Genomic DNA, 19,538 nt, shown 5'->3' on the forward strand with positions numbered 1-19,538 from the left:
AAAGAAAATTTAGACTATTATTGGTGATAATAATTAAAAATACACATACATAATGTATGTGTATTTTTAATTTGACTATTATTAAAAGAAATATTTAGTCTATGTTACATCTTTTCTAATATTTCTTGCCTTTCACACCATTTTGTTAGCTTTTCTAATGCTTTTTTAGATAAACGTTTTGTTTTATAATTACAAAACCTAGATAATGTAGACGGAGAAATACTCATTTCATCTGCTATTTCACGAATGCTTACCTTTTTTTCATTGTGTACTTTCAGTATTTGGTCACGGATCTTTTTCTCTATTTGTTCGACTGATTCTACAGTCTTCTTTATCTCTTTAACAACTGTTACTTCGGGTAATTGCTCTTGTGGTTCCTCTACAATCTTCTTTCCTATTACCCTATCCATTGACTGTAGCATTTCTTCAGGTGGCAAAATCGTTATTCCTAAGTTAGTGTAATAATTTTTAAACCAATTACGTTTCCCAATTTGTTGTTCATCCAGTGGGTCACTATACTCCCAATGAGAGATTACTTTTTCATTTTCTAAATCCATTAGAACGTTTTCTAACTGTTCTCTAATACGATTAGGCTTCCAATCTTTCGGGATATCCATTACTGCTAGCAGGCCTTTGTCCCCACCTATAGAATATGGCTTTTTCAATGATGAATACATTTGTCTAATTCTCCATTGCCATGTTAAGTATCGTATTAACCTTTTATGATATTTGTGTCTATAACTATTGTATTCAAGTGCTTTTTTAGACAATAATGCTGTTGTATTATTTGATCCGTATAAATAATTGGTTAAAAAGCTGCCTGGCTTAATACGACAAGATTCAATACCCATATATTCATTTGTAACACTATGTCTCCACAATACAACCGAATCTAATACAAATAATCGTTTAACAACCTCACGCTTTAATTCTAGTCGTTCCCCTTCATCTTCACGGTCATTTAATACTACGACTTCATTCTCATCATTTAAATAGATAAAAATACTTGCTAAAGCTGCAATTCTTTTTGCTATTTTAATTTTATCTTCCGCTCTATAGTATTCCTTATTTTTGACTACTGTTTTTGGAATGTTGCACATCTCTAAAACTTGCTCATAAGAAAAATCAATGAATTCGTCTGGAGATTTTGCTTCGTTTATCCATTGTATTGTAATTGCATCTAAACAATCTGCCGTTAAATCATCCATATTACTCATTACATCATCAACAAGAGTATTCCATCGAGCAGCTTCTTCTATATTAGTAAGTCTTAAATCTTCATCTTTGTGTGAAGAAAGCTGGGCTACACCATTAGAAGATTTTGTTTCAATAGGATATTGTAAAACCTTACTCAGTTCATCTTCTTCAAATTGATTTTTTGCAATCCCATCTCTTAGCTTATAATAAACAGCAGAGTTATTTACCTCATAATAATCCTCATGGTTTACTATACTTGTCTCTTCTATATTTTGATCATTTTCTACTATTATGGAACTTGAAGAAGCTATATTTTGGAATTCTTTGTCTATAAATCCTTCAATTTCTTTATATATTTCTTCCTTATAGGAATCAATTTTGGCATAAATTTGTACTAATGTAGTACCGGATTCTTGTTTTTTCTCTAGCCAAGACACTAATGCAGTAAATGATGGGGAAGCATGAGGTGATGTGAGTACTTTATTATTATTGTTTTCAACATCTTTAAAATATGCATTCCACTTATTCCATACTAGCTCGTTAGTTTTATAAATTGGCTCAGAGATTAACAATGCATCTCGAAACATTTGTAATAAGTTATCCACTTTCTTTTCCTCCCTAAACCATGGATCACAATTAAATAATTCTCAGTATAAAAATCTTAACTACTATTATATTTAATTTATTGTAACAGATATTTACAAATTTTTGTTTCTTTCTTCTCTATTCTGCTTTTCTTGCATTCCTTTTGCAACTTTCTTTCCTGAACTTGCAACATGCTGCTCTTTCTTTTCTCTATTTCTTCTTACTTGCATTTCTTTTGCGCCTTGCTTTCCTTAACTCCTTAACTTGCAACATACTGCTCTTTCTTTTCCCTATTTCTTCTTCCTACATTCCTTTTGCGCTTTGCTTTCCTTAACTCCTTAACTTGCAACATGCTGCTCTTTCTTTTCTCTATTTCTTCTTCCTACATTCCTTTTGCGCTTTGCTTTCCTTAACTCCTTAACTTGCAACAGGTTGCTTTTTTTCTTACCTATTTCCCCTTACTTACATTCCTTTTGCGCTTTGCTTTCCTTATATTTCTCAACTTGCAACATACTGCTCTTTCTTTTCCCTATTTCTTCTTCCTACATTTCTTTTGCGCCTTGCTTTCCTTAACTCTCCAACTTGCAACAGGTTGTTCTTCCTCTTACCTATTTCTCCTTACTTACATTCCTTTTGCGCTTTACTTTCCTTAACTCTTTAACTTGCAACAGGTTGTTCTTCCTCTTACCTATTTTCCTTTACTGACATTCTTTTTGCGCTTTGCTTTCCTTATATTTCTCAACTTGCAACATACTGCTCTTTCTTTTCCCTATTTCTTCTTCCTACATTTCTTTTGCGCCTTGCTTTCCTTAACTCTCCAACTTGCAACAGGTTATTCTTCCTCTTACCTATTTCTCCTTACTTACATTCCTTTTGCGCTTTACTTTCCTTAACTTTTTAACTTGCAACATACTGCTCTTTCTTTTCCCTATTTCTTCTTCCTACATTTCTTTTGCGCCTTGCTTTCCTTAACTCCTCAACTTGCAACAGGTTGCTTTTTTTCTTACCTATTTCTCCTTACTTACATTCTTTTTGCGCTTTGTTTGCCTTATATTTCTCAACTTGCAACACGTTTGCTCTTTCTCTTACCTATTTCTAATCAACTTGCAACACGTTTGCGGTATCCTTTCCCTATCTCTTTCAACTTGCAACAGTATAATTTTTTTCTCAACTAAGTAATTCTAAAAAAAATCATGTCATTTTAAAGTTTTTAAGCTATTTATCTCATATTTTTAATAAGTTACATACATAATATGCAACATGTTTGCGGTATCCTTTCCCTAACTTTCCTACCATTTTCACTCTAATCCTTTATATACCAAGGGTTTAGGTGCTTTTCTATTTACTTTTATACATATTACCCAACTTGCAACACGTTTGCGGTATGCATGCCCTTATTTCCCTCACAAGATGCAACACTGTTTGCGGTATCCTTTCCCTACTTTCATTCTATAAATGCCCACCAATCCTTTTATATCAAGGGTATTTATTACAATTCATTTTTAATGATTGCGTTCACTAACTTGCAACATGTTTGCGGTATCCTTTCCCTAACTTTCCTACCATTTTCACTCTAATCCTTTATATACCAAGGGTTTAGGTGCTTTTTCGCTTACTTTTATACATACCACACAACTTGCAACACGTTTGCGGTATCCTTAACACAAAAAAAAATCATGAAATTCTCTTATCCCTTGATACAACTAGCTTCATAAGCTGTTGCAAGTTGCTAATTTTCTTCTTAAAGGAGCACCTTTCATCATTTTTCGATTTGCTATAATCAAAATTGGTATATTTTATAGTATTTTGACATATATTTCTGAATTTGTAGAACGGAGGTGAAAAAGATGGGAAAATCATTTGTGATACGTAATCAACGTAGCTTAAATGCGAAAACAACAAACGCAGTTTTAGTAACACTAAAGTCTTGGCAAAAGTTTGTGGAAACATTTGAGGAGAAATACTACAGCTATAAAGATACATATTTAGAAGATATTTTGCAGCATATGACATACGAAGAGCGTATTGCGGATGTAGAAGGTTTTGTTGAAAAAGCCAAACCATCTTTTTCACGTCGGGCAATGTCTACACTTGCAGAAAAAGCAGGACGAAAACATAAATTATACGGTATTACGAATGCTGATCTTGAAGTGTTCTTGTACTTACATAAAAAATGCTATACAAACGGCGTCATTCCAAATGTAACCATACATATGATGTGGGAAGATTACAAGCAATATAAAGAAGAATTTGCTTATATCCAACACTCTCAATTCTATATCGCATTAAAGAAATTAAACTTACATAACATTATCTCCATCGAAAATGGAGTAGATGGCCGTTATACAATCAAACTCACTCATTTTATGAATGAGGAAACAGAAAAAGCAAATCCGTACGTATATATTAGTCCTGTTGTATTTACAAAGGATTTCTTTAAGCTATCTGTAGCAGCTAAGAAACTATTCTTAGACATCGCAATGCAACAACATACGGAAACAACATTAAAGCGTTCTTTAGACAAGCAGGACGAAAGAGGAAACAAAACTCACTTCGGTGGGATGTATCGTTTCTTACATAAAAAATATCCGCATCAGATCCGTGCGGTTATCGAGGAATTAACAACTGCATTACCATGTACGGGGAATCCCCTATTCAAAATTTGCAAAATGCAAAAAGGTGTAAAGCATACAAAACGATATACGACATTATATCTGTCTATCCATTCAGACTTCTTATGTTCGAAAGAAGCTGGAGAAGAACAACATAGGGATCCATTTACACCAAAAGCTACCTATGCTCGAAAAGCGAAATTTATCGAATCACTTCTACAAGAGATGAATATCGGTGAATTGTCTGCAGACATGAATAAATTCATTCATGTACTAAAGCATACTTGTCATCGTCAAATTCGCAGTGTAATTCACGGACTACGTGACATGGTTGATCGAAAAGAAGGATATCCAACGAAAATTGTATATACATTGAAGAAACTATTACATCAGACATCTCAATATCAAATTCTCGATACAGCAGCAAAAGAAGGTATCTACCCTCTTATTGCGCAGCATATACCAAAAGAGAGAAATAGCGAACGTGAGCAAGCTATCTTTAATTTCGGCCTACATTATTCTATGTACTCTCTTCGTAACATTAAAAAGATGTTTAAAAATGTGCATGCATTATTGAAGCAGAAGTTTGCGGTACCAGTAACAGAAGAGTCTTATCACCGTAATTATCTAAAATACCAGGAAGAAACGTTATTTAGAAAATATGCATATGATCAGGGAGTGAATCTCCATGCATATATCGCTTTAGAAATTGAAATGCGTGAAAAACTAAAAGTTCGTGGCCATAAAGAACGCACAATTCCAAGTGATGTGCGCGAATGGTTTATCGAGGCAATTGATAAGCTGCCACAAGAAAAACTTCGTGTGATTGAGCTACCAAAGCAGTTTAATTTACTAGAGTTTATGCGTACCTTCGAACGTTTAGTACGTGCTGGTGTAACAATAACAGCTCCAGATCAGGTGCTACACGCAATGGAAATAAAATAATAGTAACGAGCTCTCTATTTTTGAAAAAATCGAAATTAGAGGGCTATTCGTAGTTGTTTCATTCATACTCTTTTTCTACTACTCTATTTATAAATACAAAATCAGAAGGACTTCATGTAAAATGAAGTCTTTTTTTATGCACTTCTATACAAATTCTCTTCTAGCACTATATAACTCTCCACATAGTGCCAGGGAGTATTCTTCTAATGTAATAAAACATACCTCATAATACCTACAAAAAATCAAAAATAAAATTATAAAAACAGTGGATATGAGGACAAATATACTCGAATGTGAATAGTATTTTTCTGACATCATTGTAACTACTAGTATTGTTGTATATATCTAATAAAAATCATCAATAATAATGTGAGTTATGTGTAAATACTGAGTAATGTTAACAAATAACTACATTTTCTGAACAAAATGTGGATAATTGAACGTTAAATACTGCTTATTTACCAAAATAAAGTAAATGAAGCTTATTTCCATAGTTGAATAAATATAAAGTAATTTGTATCAATTTCTTTCCGATTTCATGTAGAAACATATGATTTTCTTTCTGCTTTTTTGTAGAATTGAAAGTCTTATAATTATTGAATCTACGGATACATTTTTTACTATTTATGATTTTTTACGTGCTAACATCAAATTTTCCCTTGTGGGAGTAGAGTTTCCCCCTATTTTTGATAACCTATAATAGTTTTATCTTTATTTCTTTTTAATATATAAGATATATATTTATAATAGATTTTATTATTAGTAGTATGAGTGTTAATAAAATGTCAGATCTAATCAAAAAAATTTAATAATGTCCATAGTATTTTTCTAAATGAAAAAAGCCTAATAGCTGTGCTAGTTATTCACATTATTTTTTAGTTGTAATATCTAAATATAAGCCCTCGTGCCTATTTATTTTAATATCTTTACTACAGTACAAGCGATGATAGTAAATTTTCTCTCATTACATATGTCTTGTAATGTTCTTAATACCATTTGTCCATTATGCATAAATTTAATTTGTTCGGATATATTTAACTTTTGAATGTTTAGATATTCCATACAATTGCAATCATAGATCGTTTCCTTTAAATAAACCCCTATTGTTTCATGAGAAAAACGAGCACAAATTATGTGCTTTTTCATTTAGTGTACTATTAGCCTCCGATGTTCTATATACAAGTGATTCCTAACTTGAATGCAACACAAAAAGAACTTCTTCAAGTCGATTAAATATGTGCATAGCAAAATAAGCTATATATACACTAATCGGCTCAAAGAACTCCTTTCACAATTGAAACAAGATGAAACTTGCTTATACAACTCAACTACAATAAAAAAAGGTGAAGCTTTTGATACAACTCCACCTTTTTAGTATACTTCCCTATTTTTTCGAAGAAACAGGATCCATTTTTAATGTTTTTATTCCTTCTTTTAATGTAAATGCATCTGCTCTTAATGTTTTCCAACTATCTTTTGCTGCATTCAGGTTAGGTTTTAAAAATTTAAATTTATTTTGATCTGCCTTTTGGGATGCTTTATCAATATGATTAAGTACTCCTGAATATTGAGAATCTAAATCATGCCATTGTGCTGACATATAGGTAAGAGCATTAATAGCTGATCCAATTGCATTTTGCATTTCAGCAATATTATTATACGCAACCCCAACTACACGATTTAATGTTATTTTATAGTCTACCGTTTGCCGTAATTGCGCTAATAACGGCTCTAACGTACCTAAATTATTTCTTGCTACCCCTATCATTACACCTCCAGCAATCCATGTAGGGATTGAGGGATATGATACAGTTATTATTCCATCCGATTCTACTTGTTTAAAATGTCTTATTTGCTCTAAAACATCATTTAGGCGTTTTTCATCTTCATCTATTCCAGATGCTTGATTTTTTAAAATCGATTGCAAGATATCTTTATGACCTCCAAATGCTCGGACATCTTCTCCAATACTATCTCTTAACTTAGCTAGTTCTTGTATTAAATTCTGTGTATATGCTTGGTTTTGTTTAATCTCACCTTGTAAATCTGTAATGCCTTCTTTTAATGTATCTGCATCTCCTTCATTAATTGCTTCTACTAATGTATCGTAATAATTGTCAAATGTGGTATCATACTCTACAATTCCTGTAAGGGTATCTAAAAGTTGTTTTTTTATGTGCGCATCCCATTTTGTAGCATGCTCTCTTGCATTCTTTTGATCTTGTGCAATTTGACTAGGTAGATTTGTATATCCTTTAATATCAATTCCTTCAAAGTTAACATCTGGATTATTAATTAACAAATAAGAGTAATCATTCATGGATTTTGCAAATACCCCAGCATCTTGCAAAGCTTTTTTCATCTTTTCACTGTTTACAGAAAGAGATATATCTTCCGTACTGGTTTGTTCTATTTTACTTTCACTTGCAAAAGCAGCTACTGGTGAAACTACAGTAGTTGTTGTCAGGGTTAAAAACGTCGATACAGCAAGTAGTTTATAAGGAAAATTATTATTCACTTTAATTCCTCCTATGAATATATATTAATTTTTAGTTTGTTTTTTCTTGTTTAAAAGCAATGTCTTTTGAAATGAATTCTGCGTCCTTATGAATGTCATTCCAACTTTGTTTAGCAGCTTTTAAATCGTCAGGTATTAACGAAAGTTTATGTTCTTGCATTTGATCGATATTATCATATAAATCTTTATAATTAGCCCCCATTTTATTCCATTGTTGCTGAATACTTGTTAGAGACATTATTGCTTGATCCACTGTCTGATACAAATATGTTAGAGTGTCTTTCGTATTAGTAAGTGAAATAACCGCTTGATTAGCCAGATCAGCTTTCATACTTAATTCTCCGATTTTATTCGAAATTTCATTATAAGAATTCATATGATTAGATGCCTCGACACCAGCTGCTGTTCCTAAACCGATACCAGCTGCTCCTAGAGCTGTAAGACCGCCAACAACAGCTGGTGTAGCTGTACCACCCGTCACAACAATTACTACCGCTCCTGCAATCGTTCCAATAACTAAAATAGCAGCTCCTAATCCACCACCAATTGACCAGGCTAATACATTATCAAAATGTGATTTCTGTGTAGAACGTAAATTCTCAATTTCGGCCTGAAGTTGTGGGACTAGTGCTTGTTTTCCCGCTAATATAGCTGTCAATCCGCCCTGTCCATCTGGACCACCAACATTATTTTTAAAATCTACAGTATTTGTATACAACTTTGTTTTAAAAGCCTCTAACATCTTAATGACTTCCGTAACATCATTTGAATTTGTATGAATTGTATCGATTAAATCCCCTATTCCTTCTTTGAGGCTCACCTTATCTTTCTTTTTTACAGTGTCTACTAATGTGTCGTAATAGTTTTGAAATTGCTCATCATAATTTACAATATTACGTGCTGTTTTTTGAATGTTTGGCTTCGCTGTATCTAACCAGTAATTTGCATTGATTCGTGACAGTTCCTGATTTAGGTGAATATTTTTAATTAATTCTCCTCCTCCGGAACCTAAATCAATGTTGGATAAATTTACATTCGGTTGCTTAATCATAGTTTTTGCGTACAAATCCATTACAAGAATATGAGAGCCTGTTTCAGCCAACGCTTTCTTTAATCCATCAGGTCCTAACGCATAATTTTCTATTTTCTGTTCCTGAGCTGTGTGTTCTTGTGCAAGTGCATGAATAGTACTACCATTCGTAGCAGTTATAACCGTTGCTAAAGTGGCTAAAGTTATAACCTTAAATGGAAATTTCATCATTTGATCTCCTCCTTATTTTCAGTTGCAATATAATCCTTTTGATAAACCTGTGTTCTTAATATTAGAATTTATAAACTTGCTCTTCGAGTTGAGTTGTTACACTTTTTAATCGTCTTAATGTATCTTTTTGAGACTGAGTGTTATTGGCATCAACTTCAGTCGATAATTTTGTAATACTATTATTTATTAGATCCAAATCCTCTTTGTAACGTTTCATTAGCTCAATTTCTCCATCTACTTGGTTAGCAAATGTATGCAAATCATTTTGCATGAAAAGAATCATTGATTTTTGTAAATCCGCTACAGTTAATTTAGTTGTTAAGTCATATAATTTCTGATTTTGTTTCTCTAAATCATTTAAATATGCACGTTGCTCTGCTGTTAGTTTATTAATTTCAGCAAAAGTATTATATGTTTTTTTTATTTTTTCAGGATCAATCACTTTCATAAGATCATACTCTTTCGTTTTTGTAACTGCAGCTGCAGCGATTTCACCTTTTTTACTTTTCTCTATTGCTTCACGTGCTTCTTTTTTGGCAGCCTCAATTTCTATAGCTGATTTTCCCTTTTCTTTTGCTTCTTGCTCTGCTTTCTTCTCTGCGTCTACAATAGCATTGTTTATTTCTTTTCCTTTGTTATACGCTACTACTGCTGTTTGAGCAGCCGGTTCAATGATATCTTTCGATAGACTATAAATTTCTTGGAATACCTTTAGCCCTTGTTCATTTAAGGCTCCTGGTAATAATGCTATTTGCTGTAAATCATTTTGAATTGATTTTTTTGTATCTAGCATTTCATTTTTTAACTTATCTATTTTTCCTGTTCCCTCTGAATTAAGGACACTCTGTGCTTTTGCCACATCAGTATCAAGATTTTTCACCTTTTTATCTAACTGTAGTTTTAGATCTGTTAACTCATTAATTTGACGTTGCACACTTTCTTGGTTTGTTATGGTCATGTCTTGAAGGACTTCCAGTCTATCTGTAAACCCTTCTTTATCTTCCCCATTATCTACAAATCCTTTTAATGTTGGATAATAACTATTAAATTTAGTTACAAATCCTTTACTTTTTGAATTTAATAGAATTAATTTGGGATAAAGTTCGGATGACCACTCTTTCATATCTTGTTTAATTAGAAATTGAGTTGTATTTAAAGATGGAACTTCTACAAGTTGTACATTCGGACTTGCTAAGGCTCCATCGACAAAGGTTTGTGTTAATTTGGAGTGTGCACCTATTTTTCGTAACGCTGAGGAAATATCTATATTATCTTGTTTTGTTTCTGCTTGAACGATTGGCGTTGCGAGAGTATTGATAGGAATAGTCGCCCCGGTAGCAATTGATGTTATTAAAAATCCTGTCATAATTTTATTCTTCATTCCTTACACCTCTTCACTATTGTTTTTTACAAGTTTTGATCGTAAATGTTGTACAACCTAACGTTAGGATTTCTTCACACACACTTGAGGATAAAAAATTTTTCAAAAGAGTAAGTGCATCTCGTTTTTTATTTGTTTTTGATAGAATATAAGGTCCTTACTTCCCCCCCATTTTAATCACTATGTTTTTCATAAGTAAACTAGAAAATTGTGTATCTAATGTTCGATTTTTCTGACATTAAATGTTTTATTTTTTTCTAATTATATTTAAAAAGTTTTTATACTATTATCACTTCATGAAGTGAAATAATTTTACTACTATAATTAAACATAAAATTTGTTGGTATCATTGAATCTTAATAAATATCATATAAAAAAATGTTATTACTATAATTTTATGGGATTTTATGTATTATGTACTTTATATGAATATGTACAATTGCATACTCATATAAAGTACTATCCTTGAATAATATACAAGGCAGTCACCATACATTCCTATCAACTTAAGAGTTTTTACTTCCCCAATTGTAAAAAAGTTGTTATTTCTAAAATTTAACTAGAAAAGATGATGTTTTTTATCCATCTTTCAATTCAAGATGAATTACAACTATTTTTTAAAGTTTGTTCGAACTGGAGAATACAACCAAATTAATCTAGATAATATAGTGACGAAGTTTTTTCTCAGAAAGCAGGAACTGATTCTAAAAATGCAATAACTTTATTGCTACTCAACAATTCCTTAATCGGTCTTTCCGTTCAGATTTTTTGGGAACTATAAGTATATCCCTTAAGATAAACAGATCCCAAGGGACAAAACATCGCAATTTTTTTAAAACGTCGAGACTTTATTTAAAAAACGACATTAAGAATTTTCTTCAAATCCAGGGGCATAACTTTGCAGCAAACAAAAGAACCATAAGTTTGCTGTTCCAGAAAACTTATGGTTCATATTACACTTATTTTGAAAGTTATTCATGCGAATCTTATGTTTATTTTTCTTCAGCCTATATTACCTTTAATTAAATTGGAATAGTTGATAAAATCAATCATTCCAAATGTTCATTTAATGTTGAACCTTTTTTAGTCATGTTAAAAAATCCTCTCCAAGTAATGGTGTAACATCAAAGTGTGTACATGGTCTTTTTTACATTGTCTACCTAAAGAGGATAATATCGATCATTACTTTGATTAAGTCCTTTTGTTTATATATATTTATTTTTAAACCGTCGTTTACAGCAGATTAACTACTACCTGTCTTTCTATCCACTTATCTAGCTTATTTTTCGTATCATCATTTAATCGTTTTCTTTTACCGGATAACATCCTTGAAAGTGTTGAATACGAAATATCTATTTCTTTCGCTAACTCACGAATACTTTTATTATTCTTCTCTTTATACGTGTTCATCTTTTCAATATAAAACTCAATACTATTAGGGGGTTCTTGATTTACTATACTTATTGGCTTCTCTTCAATTACCGGTGGCTTTTCTTCCATCTCAATGACCAAGGGTACTTGCTGCTTACTTTTCTTAGTAATCAACTCTTGTTGTAATTTAACAAGTTCATTTGTAGGAGAAATGCTTACTTTTAATTTTAACCAGTAGTTTTCAAACCAGTTTTTTCCCTTACATTTTTCTTCATCAATTTCGGGAGAGTATTTCCACTCTTGAATTACTTGGTCGCTCATAAGGTCATCTAAAGTCTTTTCAAAAACTTGTCTTATTAGACTTGGTTTTCTATTCATGCTTATCTCCATTACTTGTAATAACCCTTTAGGACCACCAATACTATAAGAATGTGTTAAATGTTGATAGGATTGTTGAATGCGCCAACGCCAACTTAGATATCTGGTTAATCTTTTGTGATATCTCTGTTGCTTGCTGTTATACTCTAGGGCTTTTTTTGATAATAAACCTGTTAGCTTTTCAGATCCATAGAGATATTTTGATAAAAAGCTTCCTGGTGTAACGTTCATACTCTCTATTCCTAATGTTTTATCCGTATCAATATCTTTTGCAATGATAATTTCATCCATTACAAATAACCTTCGAATTCTTTGCTTTTTATAAGTTAGGCTTTCATTTGGATCTTTTTCATTTAATATCACGATCTCATTATCTTCATTGACATAAATAAAAATACTAGCAAGAGCAGCTAATCGCTCCATAATTTTTAATCTGTCTTCTTTTCGATAATAAGACTTACCATTTTTGATTTGTTTCATATTACACATATCTAATATTTGTTCGTAATGTACAGGCACAATAGTCTTATCATTTTCCGCACTCTTTACCCAAAGTTCAGTTACAATATCGAGGCAGTCCGCCGTCAAATCGTCCATTACTCTTGTTAAAAAAGTAGAATCAATCAGTGTATTCCATCTTTTTAATTCTTTTCTTTGTAATTTCATATCACCATCATCGTGTGACGATACTACCACTAGACTATTTTGTTTATCCTGTAATTGAGCAATCCGTACATTCTTATCTTGGTCATCTGTAAACTTATTCTTAGCAATAGTGTCTGATAAATGGTACATAAACCCTGCATTACTTCGTTCTATATAATCACTCTTAGCCTCTGAATGTAAAGGTAATTCTTTTGCGATAATAGGCAGTTTAATTCCAAACTCCATATATAAGTCATCTCTTAGACATTCAAAAATTTCTTCCCTATGATTTTCTAGTTTTGGAAGAATGTCTATCCCTGATAATCCTAAAGCTTCCTTTTTAGAAACCCATTTTACTAGCTTTTCGAAAGTCTGTGATGAATAAGATGAGTTGTAAATTTCCTGTAGATCTCTTTCTACATCTTGATAGAATTGTTGCCATTTATTTAAAACCTTTTCACTTCCCTCAACTCCAGCTAAAAGAGGGTAAGCTATATATAAGGTGTTTTGAAATAGTACTTTTAACTTCTCCACTAATAATCCTCCTAATTGCTTCTAATACAATTATATCAATTGCTACTAATCATTCATACCATGTTAATTCTAATATATTTTAATGTCGTAAAAAGATAGCATACATAGAATACAACCATTAATTATTATGTATGTGACGGTTTTATTTAGTGCTTTTATAGACTCAGCTTTTCTTTCAAAAGAAATGTGGGGATTTGTACTATTAATAATTTTAATTTCAATTTTGTTTCCATATATTTTTAACATTTTAACTTTTGCTAGAAATAGATGGACTAAATTAGTTTGTTTTAAATTTTGTTTTGAGCAGATTTTAGATGAAAGAGAGAGTGAATGATTAAACGTATAAGAGATTGTGAACTCTTTATTTACAGTGTTTTCAATGTATACTTTTATTATATAAATTGAGGATATCAGGGGGTTCGGAGAGAAGTTAATATTTAAGGGGATTTGAAGGTAAACTAATAATAAAAAGTTTACATTGGAAAATAAGAAAAAGAAACTGGTTTTTAAGGTTCTTTTTCTTATTTTGATAATATTTGTATCTTATTGTAGTTAATATATCTTATAATTAGTTTATTGTAATTTATAGTTAAAGAGGGTGATTGAACATGACAGTGCAAAAAGAAAAAGTAACTAGGCGGGTTGTTTGTAGGAAATGTAAATCTGATCAAATAGTTGGTAATAAACGTGGTTATAATTTTAAAAGGATGTTTTTAATTATGTTTCTTATGTTAGCTACACTTATAGCTATTGGAATAGTTCCTCGACATTCTCCACTTCAGGATATGGCTGCATTTGTTGGTTTTTTAATGATGCTCCTAGGGGCACCGATAACTTTATTCAGTGGATTTATTGGTAGAAAAAATATTGTCAATGGTTGTATGAATTGCGGACATACATGGATGCCTAAAAAATAGAATGTCTATAGATCAAAAAAGAAAAGACAGCTGATTGATTGCTGTCTTTTTGCCTATTTTTGAGTAATAAATTAAAGTTTCTTAATTATTACTTGTTCGCCATCCTTCATAATGTCCTGTCCATGAATTTTTACTTACTTCAGTTACTCCTTTTAAATACCAAGTTACTCCATTCCACTCTTTTACAGTGGGTATTTCCCCTTTTGATTTGTAACCAGGAAAGTCTTGTTTTTCTTTTTTCTTAACAAAACTTTTTTTATTATCAATTGTTTTTAATTTTACACTTGTATCAGTAGGTGTTTCCGCAAATACTCCTCCAGCACCAGATAACATAATTCCAGTTGCTAATGTTCCAATTATTACTTTCTTAAACATGAAAAATCCCCCTTTTTTGGAATGAATATTACATAAATAAGAATACCATATTATTTGTATTTCCTAACATTTTAATTTATTTATAAATATTTAGTTGAATATTCAAAATATATAATTATTGTGAAATGTTTTGAAAATAATTAGTCCTATTAGTAGTGGATCTCAAGTGAATAATTGGAAGAAAACTAAATTATTTATAGGGTTAGAAGTATAGAATCCAAGCTTTTCCAATAGTCTCTTTTTGTTTACTTCTTCGTTTTGACGATCATGGAGATTATAGTGTTCAAAATGTGTTTGGATTTACTTTTATAATTATTGTATTTTTAGGATTTCCTGTAACAATATTCAGTGGATTTATTGGTAGAAAGAACATTGTCAATGGTTGCATAAATTGTGGACATACGTGGATGCCTAAAAAATAGAATGTTATAGGTGTCAAGAAAGAAAAGACAGCTGATTTATTGCTGTCTTTTTCCTTTCCTCGAGTGATAATTGAAAGTAAATCTTTATTGATTTTTGGGTTTTGAAATTACTAAAAATAGAATTGTATATAGTACCGTTCCTAGTATTACTATCAATAAGGACATTGAAATATCTGAAAGGATGCTAACCCAATCTTTATTTTAAATATATTTGATAATGTCTTTATAAAATATTAAGTTCATAAAGATAAACATTGGTAGACTCCAAAATAAAAAAATATTAAATAAATGGAAACTAATATTCAAGAATTAACTTTCGTATTTGTAATAGCAACAATACACTTAGTTTTTATTAGTTTGTAAACCCTTTTCACTAAATGGAAGTAAAACATGCAACATCTTTCCCATCTTGCGTACCCTTAGTCCAAAACAAGCAACATCACTCTCAACTTACGTACTATTCCACTAGAATAAGCAACACTAAACATTTAAATTATTTAATTTCAGGTGAAAAAGAAGCAACATTCTTCCCATCTTGCGTACTTTTTTTCTAAATAAGCAACGTTTTTCCCAAGTCGCGTACCCATTTTCCTGAAAAAGGAGCAACACCTTTCCCAAGTTGCGTACCAAAAATCAATTGAAATATCAATAAAGTATTGATATTAAAGGATTTCTCCTTTTCTCATTAAATAGCATCATACAAGAAAAGAGCAACATTCCTTCCCAAGTCGCGTACCAAAAATAAAAATAACAATTTTCTCTATCCCTTGTCGCTCTAAGACCCATAAGGTGTTGCCTTTTTTGAAATTCTCTCTTAAAGGGCACATTTTTACAAAATTCGATTTGCTATAATCATAATTGGTATATTTTATAGTATTTTGACATATATTTCTGAATTTGTAGAACGGAGGTGAAAAAGATGGGAAAATCATTTGTGATACGTAATCAACGTAGCTTAAATGCGAAAACAACAAACGCAGTTTTAGTAACACTAAAGTCTTGGCAAAAGCTTGTGGAAGCATTTGAGGAGAAGTACTACAGTTATAAAGATACTTATTTAGAAGATATTTTGCAGCACATGACATACGAAGATCGTATTGCTGATGTGGATGGGTTTGTCGAAAGAGCCAAACCATCTTTTTCACGTCGCGCAATGTCTGCACTTGCAGAAAAAACGGGAAGAAAGCATAAATTATACGGCATTACGAATGCTGATCTCGAAGTGTTCTTATATATACATAAGAAATGCTTTACTAATGGTGTCATTCCCAATGTAACCATACATATGATGTGGGAAGATTACAAACAATATAAAGAAGAATTTGCTTATATCCAACACTCTCAATTCTATATCGCTTTGAAAAAGTTAAGCTTACATAACATTATCTCCATTGAAAATGGAATTGATGGCCGTTACACAATTAAACTCACTCATTTTCTGAATGGGGAAACAGAAAAAGCAAATCCGTACATATATATTAGTCCTGTTGTATTTACAAAGGCTTTCTTTAAGTTATCTGTAGCGGCTAAGAAGTTATTTTTAGATATCGCAATGCAACAACATACAGAAATAACGCTAAAGCGCTCTTTGGACAAGCAAGACGAAAGAGGAAACAAGACTCACTTTGGCGGGATGTATCGTTTCTTACATAAAAAATATCCGCATCAAATCCGTGCGGTTATCGATGAATTAACAATTACATTCTCATGTACGGGTAGTCCCCTATTCAAAATTTGCAAAATGCAAAAAGGTGTAAAGCATACAAAACGATATACAACGCTATATCTATCTATCCATTCAGACTTCTTATGTTCGAAAGAATCTGGAGAAGAACAATACAGGGATCCGTTTACACCAAAAGCTACCTATGCACGTAAAGCGAAATTCATCGAATCACTTCTACAAGAAATGAATATCGGTGAATTGTCTACAGGCATGAATAAGTTCATTCATGTACTAAAGTATACTTGTCATCGTCAAATTCGTAGTGTCATTCGTGGGCTTCGTGATATGGTTGATCGCAAAGAAGGATACCCTACAAAACTTATATATACATTGAAAAAACTATTACATCAGACATCTCAATATCAAATTCTGGATACAGCGGCGAAAGAAGGTATCTACCCTCTTATTGCACAACATATACCAAAAGAGAGAAATAGTGACCGTGAGAAAGCTGTCTTTAATTTTGGTCTACATTATTCTATGTACTCTCTTCATAACATTAAGAAGATGTTTAGAAATGTACATGCACTACTGAAGCAGAAGTTTGCGGTACCAGTGACGGAAGAATCTTATCACCGTAATTATCTAAAATACCAGGAAGAAACGTTATTTAGAAAATATGCATATGATCAGGGAGTGAATCTCCATGCATATATCGCTTTAGAAATTGAAATGCGTGAAAAACTAAAAGTTCGTGGCCATAAAGAACGCACGATTCCAAGTGATGTACGTGAATGGTTTATCGAGGCAATTGATAAGCTGCCACAAGAAAAACTTCGTGTTATTGAGCTACCAAAGCAGTTTAATTTACTAGAATTTATGCGTACCTTCGAACGTTTAGTACGTGCCGGTGTAACAATAACAGCTCCAGATCAGGTGCTAACCGCAATGGAAATAAAATAATAGCAACAAGCTCTCTATTTTTGAAAAAATCGAAAGTGGAGGGCTATTCGTGTTTGGTTTATTCGGCCCTTTTTTTACTAATCTATTTATAAATACATAACTAGAAGGACTTCATGTAAAATGGAGTCTTTTTTTATGCATTTCTATATAAATCCTCTTCTACCTATAGTAGAATCTCCACACTACACATTAAGTATTCTTTACGTGTAGTAAAATATCCAATTTTATATCTACAAAAAATCAGAAGGATATTAATAAAAATAGTAGATATGAGGACAAATATGATCAAATGTGAATACTATTTTACTAATATTGTTGGGAATACTAGTGCTATTGAATTTATCTAATAAAAATCATCAATAATAATGTGAGTTATGTGTAAATACTGTGTAATGTGAACAAATAGCTACATTCTCTGAACAAAATGTGGATAAATAAAACCCGGACACCTCCCTATTTACCAAAATATAGAAAAAACACTCTATTTTAAAGGTTGAATAAATATAATATGATTTGTATCAATTTTTTTCCGATTTTATGTAGAAATATATAATTTTCTTTCTGCTTTTTTGTAGAATTGAAATTCTAATAATTATTAAATTTAGGGATACATTTTCTACTATTTATGATTTTTTACGTTCTAATATTAAATTTTTCCTTGTGAGAGTTGATCTCTTCCCCATTTTTGATAGCCTATAAAAGTTTTGTCTTTATTTCTTTTTAATATATAAGATATATATTTATAATAGATTTTATTATTACTAATATGATTGTTAATAAGATGTCAGACCTAATTGAAAATATTTGTAAAACCCGTTATAATAATGGTAATTAAACATATCATTACTCCCATGTAAAAGGACAAATCTACGAATCCTTATTAGGACGAGATTTGTCTTTTTTTCATTGAAAATAAAAAACAACATATCAAAAAGGAAAAGGGTTGTTTGTCCGTTTTCCTTTTTGATATGCCAGCAACCGAGCGTAGCAAAGGGCGGTAGCAGGTCTTTCACTTATTTTTTGTTATAATATATAATAAGAATTTAGGTGATTATAATGATCAAGGGTATTAGTTTAGAAGTAGCATTAGAAGCATTTTCTGCTTATTTAGCAGAAAATGGACGTAAACAATCTAGGGTTGAACGTTATAATTACGATATTAAAGGTTTTTATAAGTGACTAAGAGCAAATGAGAAACTCCTACATATCAAATCATGGAGTGAACTATCTAAAGAAAATTATTAGGAGTATTTCTATGAGCTAGAAAACAAGACACAGAATATGGCGGTTCTTAAATAAATTGAACATGTTTAAACTTCAGTATATGGTTTTCACCTCTCCTTAATTCCTGATCAATCACTAAGTGATAAGGATTTTATAATCGAAGCAGAAAAAAACTATTAAAACAAACTATACTTTCAACAAAAGGATTAACAGAAAGACAAGTTAAATATCGCCCTCTTATTATGGATAGAAACGCTTTTATAATAGATTTAGTAGTAAACTATGGGTTGTCCTTACAAGAGCTTGTATCGCCTAATATGAGCCATATACAGTTTGTTAGAAATACCTTAGTGGTTCGTGGTGAGAATGGCATAAATAGATATATCATTATAAAAGGATTATACGAAAATTATCTACAAGTACTTTAAAAAAAACCATAATTTTTCCTCCAGTTATATATATCGAATAGTAGCAAACAAACCTGATATTATAATTTACAAATATAAGTGTAACACACCTAAAACACTATAGGATGCCAAACAAA

General features: G+C 31.4%; 9 protein-coding genes and 1 pseudogene. 4 read left to right on the forward strand and 6 right to left on the reverse strand.

Annotated elements, in window-relative coordinates; genetic code table 11:
- Positions 1-104: 104 nt before the first annotated feature.
- Complete coding sequence (locus N2V92_RS00345; RefSeq protein WP_000369384.1) at positions 105-1,802, reverse strand: helix-turn-helix domain-containing protein; 1,698 nt, start codon at positions 1,800-1,802, stop codon at positions 105-107.
- A gap of 1,827 nt (positions 1,803-3,629) precedes the next feature.
- On the opposite strand from N2V92_RS00345, the gene N2V92_RS00350 reads away from it, so the two are divergent.
- Positions 3,630-5,339 carry a hypothetical protein gene (locus tag N2V92_RS00350; RefSeq protein ID WP_074790509.1) on the forward strand — a complete coding sequence of 570 codons (1,710 nt, stop codon included), beginning with the start codon at positions 3,630-3,632 and terminating at the stop codon, positions 5,337-5,339.
- 1,384 nt (positions 5,340-6,723) lie between these two features.
- Here N2V92_RS00350 and hblA read toward each other — a convergent pair.
- The 4 genes from hblA to N2V92_RS00370 all read right to left on the reverse strand — a co-directional run bounded on the left by hblA (position 6,724) and on the right by N2V92_RS00370 (position 13,427).
- On the reverse strand, positions 6,724-7,857 hold the full coding sequence (gene hblA / locus N2V92_RS00355; RefSeq protein WP_001063467.1) for a hemolysin BL binding component B: 1,134 nt from the start codon (positions 7,855-7,857) through the stop codon (positions 6,724-6,726).
- Positions 7,858-7,888: 31 nt separating this feature from the next.
- The gene (hblD, locus tag N2V92_RS00360) at positions 7,889-9,118 is read right to left on the reverse strand and encodes a hemolysin BL lytic component L1 (protein ID WP_170264908.1); all 1,230 of its coding nucleotides are present in this window, start codon (positions 9,116-9,118) and stop codon (positions 7,889-7,891) included.
- A gap of 61 nt (positions 9,119-9,179) precedes the next feature.
- Positions 9,180-10,499 (reverse strand): hemolysin BL lytic component L2, encoded by a 1,320-nt coding sequence (gene hblC, locus N2V92_RS00365; RefSeq protein ID WP_170264907.1) that lies wholly within the window; start codon positions 10,497-10,499, stop codon positions 9,180-9,182.
- Positions 10,500-11,732: 1,233 nt separating this feature from the next.
- Entirely contained in the window at positions 11,733-13,427 is a 1,695-nt protein-coding gene (locus N2V92_RS00370; protein WP_170264906.1) for a helix-turn-helix domain-containing protein, read from the reverse strand.
- A 608-nt stretch (positions 13,428-14,035) separates the two neighbouring features.
- Between N2V92_RS00370 and N2V92_RS00375 the strand changes: the two genes are divergently transcribed.
- Complete coding sequence (locus tag N2V92_RS00375) at positions 14,036-14,344, forward strand: hypothetical protein (RefSeq protein ID WP_170264905.1); 309 nt, start codon at positions 14,036-14,038, stop codon at positions 14,342-14,344.
- Between the two features lie 81 nt (positions 14,345-14,425).
- Here the strand turns inward: N2V92_RS00375 and N2V92_RS00380 are convergent, their stop codons facing one another.
- Positions 14,426-14,719, reverse strand: a complete 294-nt coding sequence (locus tag N2V92_RS00380) for an LCI fold-containing protein (RefSeq protein WP_000475236.1) — start codon at positions 14,717-14,719, stop codon at positions 14,426-14,428.
- Positions 14,720-16,060: 1,341 nt separating this feature from the next.
- Between N2V92_RS00380 and N2V92_RS00385 the strand changes: the two genes are divergently transcribed.
- Both N2V92_RS00385 and N2V92_RS00395 read left to right on the forward strand, forming a co-directional pair.
- Positions 16,061-17,770 carry a hypothetical protein gene (locus N2V92_RS00385; RefSeq protein WP_170264904.1) on the forward strand — a complete coding sequence of 570 codons (1,710 nt, stop codon included), beginning with the start codon at positions 16,061-16,063 and terminating at the stop codon, positions 17,768-17,770.
- A 1,056-nt stretch (positions 17,771-18,826) separates the two neighbouring features.
- Positions 18,827-19,420 (forward strand): annotated as a pseudogene (locus N2V92_RS00395) (integrase); the annotation flags it as partial.
- Positions 19,421-19,538: the final 118 nt, after the last annotated feature.

The sequence above is a fragment of the Bacillus sp. CH_48 genome (genome assembly GCF_038008465.1).
GTDB classification, from domain to species: Bacteria; Bacillota; Bacilli; order Bacillales; family Bacillaceae_G; genus Bacillus_A; species Bacillus_A thuringiensis_S.

Bases quoted from the DNA above. Each gene is read 5' to 3' on its own strand.
- hblD (WP_170264908.1), bottom strand. From the start codon at position 9,118: ATGATGAAATTTCCATTTAAGGTTATAACTTTAGCCACTTTAGCAACG.
- N2V92_RS00375 (WP_170264905.1), top strand. From the start codon at position 14,036: ATGACAGTGCAAAAAGAAAAAGTAACTAGGCGGGTTGTTTGTAGGAAA.
- N2V92_RS00350 (WP_074790509.1), top strand. From the start codon at position 3,630: ATGGGAAAATCATTTGTGATACGTAATCAACGTAGCTTAAATGCGAAA.
- N2V92_RS00385 (WP_170264904.1), top strand. From the start codon at position 16,061: ATGGGAAAATCATTTGTGATACGTAATCAACGTAGCTTAAATGCGAAA.
- N2V92_RS00380 (WP_000475236.1), bottom strand. From the start codon at position 14,719: ATGTTTAAGAAAGTAATAATTGGAACATTAGCAACTGGAATTATGTTA.
- hblC (WP_170264907.1), bottom strand. From the start codon at position 10,499: ATGAAGAATAAAATTATGACAGGATTTTTAATAACATCAATTGCTACC.